Annotated in this window: 5 protein-coding genes and 1 pseudogene; 1 reads left to right on the top strand and 5 read right to left on the bottom strand. The window is 67.4% G+C overall.

The genetic code is table 11. The features are described 5' to 3' along the window. From LQV45_RS17320 to glyA, 5 genes and pseudogenes are all read right to left on the bottom strand, one after another. Positions 1–250, bottom strand: a pseudogene (locus LQV45_RS17320) (ABC transporter); the annotation flags it as partial. Next, positions 247–1,122: an ABC transporter permease gene (locus tag LQV45_RS17315; protein WP_230008089.1), complete on the bottom strand. Its 876-nt coding sequence runs from the start codon at positions 1,120–1,122 to the stop codon at positions 247–249. The gene LQV45_RS17315 and the pseudogene LQV45_RS17320, both read right to left, overlap by 4 nt. A 10-nt stretch (positions 1,123–1,132) precedes the next feature. Then, on the bottom strand, positions 1,133–2,110 hold the full coding sequence (locus LQV45_RS17310) for an ABC transporter ATP-binding protein (RefSeq protein WP_374208238.1): 978 nt from the start codon (positions 2,108–2,110) through the stop codon (positions 1,133–1,135). Between the two features lie 183 nt (positions 2,111–2,293). Further along, the gene (locus tag LQV45_RS17305; RefSeq protein WP_230008086.1) at positions 2,294–3,214 is read right to left on the bottom strand and encodes a bifunctional methylenetetrahydrofolate dehydrogenase/methenyltetrahydrofolate cyclohydrolase; all 921 of its coding nucleotides are present in this window, start codon (positions 3,212–3,214) and stop codon (positions 2,294–2,296) included. Between the two features lie 3 nt (positions 3,215–3,217). After that, positions 3,218–4,516: a serine hydroxymethyltransferase gene (gene glyA / locus LQV45_RS17300; protein ID WP_290370266.1), complete on the bottom strand. Its 1,299-nt coding sequence runs from the start codon at positions 4,514–4,516 to the stop codon at positions 3,218–3,220. A gap of 313 nt (positions 4,517–4,829) precedes the next feature. Here glyA and LQV45_RS17295 point away from each other — a divergent pair. Further along, positions 4,830–5,110: ACT domain-containing protein (locus LQV45_RS17295; RefSeq protein WP_230008085.1), on the top strand; the 281-nt coding region annotated here is incomplete at its 3' end.

Genomic DNA, 5,110 nt, shown 5'->3' with positions numbered 1-5,110 from the left:
TTTCCTGCCCGCCCGGGCCCTGGACCGACCCGACAATGGCGCCCAGGCCCACGCCCATGGAGATCAGGTACAGCACGGGTTCGAAGAACCCGGAGACCATGACCATCCAGTTGCTGCTTTTGGTGGCCATGAGCCCGCGGGCGACGACGGCGCGGACGTTGCGGGAGTAGATGGGCCCGTAGCGGCGGCGGCGCGCGGCTTCGGTGACGCTGTGGTCCCCTGTGTTGAAACTTCCGGTCAGGACGCTCATGAGGCCATCCTTTTGGCGAACTGGCGTTTGGTCAGGATCCAGCCGGCAGCCGCCAGGCCCAGCAGGAAGAGGACGTGGACGACGGTGAGCCAGGGCTCTTCCTCGTACCCGTAGCTGACCACGCGGCCAAGCTCGGTTCCGTGCCAGATCGGTGAGATCCAGCCGATCCAGCGGACTGCGAGCGGGAGCGTGTCCAGCGGGAAGAACGTGCCGGAGAACAGGAACAACGGCATGACGATGAACCGCATGACCATGGCGAACTGGCCCTTGTCGTGCTGGATGGTGGCCGCGTAGGCCATGAGCGGCAGGCCGAAGGACAGGCCGGCGAGGGTGGCGATGAGGATCGACACCCAGCCCCAGGCGCCGGGCGAGGCGCCGAAGAGCGCGACGACGGCGAAGTAGATGGCCGACTGCAGCAGGAAGCGCACCGTCACGGCGATGATCTGGCCGCCGGCGATCTGCTCGGGAGGCAGCGGCGAGGCGTGCGGGCCGTAGTAGACGCGCCGCCACTTGAAGCCGAACATCACGGGCAAGGTGACCTCGTTGGCGGCCGTCATGACGGCCGCCGAGATCAGCAGGGCCGGCGCGATGAACGTCAGGGAGCTGACCCCGCCGAAGACGCCGGCGCCGTTGGCCTCGACCAGGGTGGCCAGGCCAACGCCCATCGCGAACAGGTAGGCCACCGGCTGTCCCACGCCGTACATCACGATGGTCCAGCCGTAGCCCTTCATGACCCGCAGGACCTGTTCGGCGTAGTAGAACGCGCCCCAGCGGCGGGCACGGGCGGCCGAGACTTCCGGCGAGTGCGCGCGCAGGGCCGTCCCCGCCGCGGCGCCCGCCGTCGTTCCCGCTGCCTGAATTGGCTTAGTCAGCTGCTCTTTCTTAGTCAACGAGGCTCCTGCCGGTCAGGCGCAGGAAGACGTCTTCGAGTGAGGAGCGGCGGACCAGTGAGGTGACCGGACGCAGGCCGCGGGCGGTGACCTGCTCCAGGGCGGCCTCGCCGTCGTGGGCGTAGATGAGCACCCGGTCCGGCAGGGTTTCCACGCGTTCGCCGATGCCGCCGAGCTCCGCGCCGACGCTCGCGTTGCGTTCCGAGCCGAAGCGCAGTTCCAGGACCTCGCGGGTGGAGTATTCGCGGATCAGGCTGGCCGGCGATCCCTCGGCCATGATCCTGCCCTTGTCCACCACAATCAGCCGGTCGCACAGCTGCTCGGCCTCGTCCATGTAGTGCGTGGTGAGGATCAGGGTGACGCCCTGTTCCTTGAGCCGGAACAGCCGGTCCCAGAGGATGTGCCGGGCCTGCGGGTCAAGACCGGTCGTCGGCTCGTCCAGCAGCAGGATCCGGGGCTCGTTGATGAGCGAGCGGGCGATTGTCAGGCGCCGCTTCATGCCGCCGGAGAGGGCATCGACCTTGGAGTTGGCCTTGTCGGTGAGCTGGGCGAATTCCAGCAGCTCGACGGCCTTGGGCTTGAGGTAGCTCATGGGCAGGCCGAAATAGCGGCCGTAGACCAGCAGGTTGTCCCGGACTTTCAGTTCCTCATCCAGGTTGTCCTGCTGCGGCACGACGCCCAGGTGGGCGCGGACCTCCGGCCCGTGCTGTTCGGGGTCCAGGCCCATGATATTCAGGCTGCCGGAGGTGCGCTGCGAGACCCCGCCGATCATCTTCATCGTGGTGGACTTGCCGGCGCCGTTGGGGCCCAGCAGGCCGAACGCTTCCCCGGCGGGAACGCGGAAGGAAATGCCGTCGACGGCGGTGACGTCGCCGTAACGTTTGGTCAGGTTCTCGGCGGTGATGACGTATGGGAGAGCGGCGTCGGAGGGGCTGCTCGCGCGTGATTCTTTAGAGGCAAGTTCGGACACCCGCACTACGGTAGTGGATCCCCGCAAACTATGAAAGAGTCTTTTCGTAAAAACTCCTGACGTATCCGTTCCGTTATGCCGGCAGGCGTTAGAACGTGCGGAATCCTGCGGTGGTTGGGCCCGCCGAAAGCCGGCCCAACCACCGCGGGAGCCTTAGGCGGGCCCCGGGCGGCGTTCCTCTGCTCAGCGGTTTTTCTCTGCCCATTGGCGTTCCGCGGTTTCCACCACGTTGGCGAGCAGCATGGCGCGGGTCATGGGCCCCACTCCCCCGGGGTTCGGCGAGAGCCACGCGGCGACGTCGGCTGCAGCGGGGTCCACGTCGCCGGTGACCACTGCCTTGCCGCTGCCGTCATCGACCCGGCTGACACCGACGTCGAGCACGATCGCCCCGGGCTTGAGGTCCCCGGCCTTGATCATGTGCGGCTGCCCGGCGGCGGCAATCACGACGTCGGCCTGCCGCAGTTCTGCCGGCAGGTCCACCGTTCCGGTGTGGGCCAGGATGACCGTGGCATTGACGTCCTTGCGGGTCAGCAGCAGACCCACGGGACGGCCGATGGTGACGCCGCGGCCCACCACGAGGACGCGTTTGCCGTTCAGGTCGATCCCGTGCCGGGTCAGCAGCTCCACGCAGCCCTTGGGCGTGCACGGCAGCGGGGATTTCATGGGTCCGCTGACGTTGGCCACGAGCCGGCCCAGGTTCATCGGGTGCAGGCCGTCGGCGTCCTTCTCGGGATCCATGGCTTCCAGTATGACGTCCTGGTCGATGTGTTTGGGCAGGGGCAGTTGGACGATGTAGCCGGTGCATTCCGGGTTCTCGTTGAGCTCGCGGACCACGGCCAGGAGTTCGTCCTGGCTGGTCTCTTCCGGCAGGTCGCGGCGGATGGAGGTAATGCCCACCTCGGCGCAGTCCTTGTGCTTGCCGCCGACGTACCAGGTGCTGCCGGGATCGGAGCCCACCAGGATGGTGCCCAGCCCGGGCGTGATGCCCTGGGCCTTGAGCACGGCCACGCGCTCGGTCAGCTCGGCCTTGATGGCGGCGGCGGTGGCCTTGCCGTCAAGGATCCGTGCAGTTTCAGCCGTTTTTGCGGTGTGCGAAGAAGTCATGGCCTACCACTGCTCGTGCTGCGGGTACAGCGGGAAATCGGCGGCGAGCTTGTCCACGCGGGCCTGCAGGGGTTCGATCTCCATGGCAGCTCCGGACTTCAGTGCCGTGGCGATGATGTCCGCCACCTCGGTGAATTCCTCGGCGCCGAAGCCGCGGGTGGCCAGGGCCGGTGTGCCGATGCGCAGGCCGGAGGTGACCATCGGCGGGCGGGGGTCGAACGGCACGGCGTTGCGGTTGACGGTGATGCCGATCGAGTGCAGGAGGTCCTCGGCCTGCTGGCCGTCCAGCTGGGAGTTGCGCAGGTCCACCAGGACCAGGTGCACGTCGGTGCCGCCGGTCAGGACCGAGACGCCCGCGCCGGCGACGTCGGCCTGGCCGAGGCGCTCGGCGATGATCTTGGCGCCTTCGAGCACACGCTCCTGGCGCTCCTTGAATTCCTCGGTGCCGGCGATCTTGAAGGCCACGGCCTTCGCCGCGATCACGTGCATGAGCGGGCCGCCCTGCTGGCCGGGGAACACGGCGGAGTTAAGCTTCTTGGCCCACTCCTGCTTCGCCAGGATCACGCCGGAGCGCGGACCGGACAGCGTCTTGTGCACGGTGGAGGTTACGACGTCGGAGTACGGCACCGGGCTCGGGTGCAGTCCGGCGGCGACGAGGCCGGCAAAGTGCGCCATGTCGGTCCAGAGCAGGGCGCCGACCTCGTCGGCGATCGAACGGAAGGCCGCGAAATCGAGGTGCCGCGGGTAGGCGGACCAGCCGGCGATGATCACCTGGGGCTTTTCGGCGATTGCCTGCTCGCGCAGCTTGTCCATGTCGATCCGGAAGTCATCTTCCTCGACCTGGTAGGCGGCGACGTTGTAGAGCTTTCCGGAGAAGTTCAGCTTCATGCCGTGGGTGAGGTGCCCGCCGTGGGCCAGGGACAGGCCCAGGATCTTGTCGCCCGGGGTGATCATGGCGGCGAGCGCGGCGGCGTTGGCCTGCGCGCCGGAGTGCGGCTGCACGTTGGCATATTCGGCGCCGAACAGTTCCTTGACGCGGTCGATCGCGAGCTGCTCGGCGACGTCGACGTATTCACATCCGCCGTAGTAGCGGCGTCCCGGGTAGCCCTCGGCGTACTTGTTGGTCAGGACGGAGCCCTGGGCTTCCATCACGGCGCGCGGGGCGAAGTTCTCGGAAGCGATCATTTCCAGGGTGCCGCGCTGGCGGCCAAGCTCCTGGGCAAGGACGGCGGCGATTTCAGGGTCGAGTTCGGCCAGCGGCTGGTTGCTCACGGCGGCTGAGGTGGCGGTGGTAGTAGTCACGAGGAACTCCTGGTTGGCAACGGGTACGGCTATTGGTCAGGCTACCGGCTGGCCCGTTGCACCGCCCCTTGATTACGGGCCCCTTAACAGCGGGCCGCGACAGCGGCGGCCGGCACCCCGCGCGGGCACCAGCAACGGTGCGGCAGCGGTGATGCTGCCGACCGGTAAGACATGACCCTCGGCCCAGGCGTACGATCCGTGGTCTTCGTGAGTGCCGCTCCCTGATGGTTAGCCATCCAACGCCAGTTGCGACGGATTAACACTACCAAAACCCTTTCAAAACTGCCCTTGAACCGCAGGTAGGCTATTCCTCGTGACTGACGAGAACCTGACTGCCTCCTACATCCTGACTCTCTCCTGCCCTGACCGGCCGGGCATCGTGCACGCCGTCGCCGGGGCCCTCCTGGTGGCGGGCTGCAATATTACAGATTCCCAGCAGTACGGCAGCCAGGGCACGGGCACCTTTTTCATGCGGGTCGAGGCGACGACGGCGGCGTCCCAGGCGGAGCTGCAGGCGGCGCTGGAACCCGTGGCGCAGGCCTTCGGGATGCAGTGGAGCCTCAACCCCGCCGGCCGGAAGGTCCGCACCCTGCT

The organism is Microbacterium sp. Bi128 (genome assembly GCF_918698205.1).
Note: the sequence above shows the minus strand (reverse complement) of the source record. Positions and strands in the feature narration are given on the sequence as shown.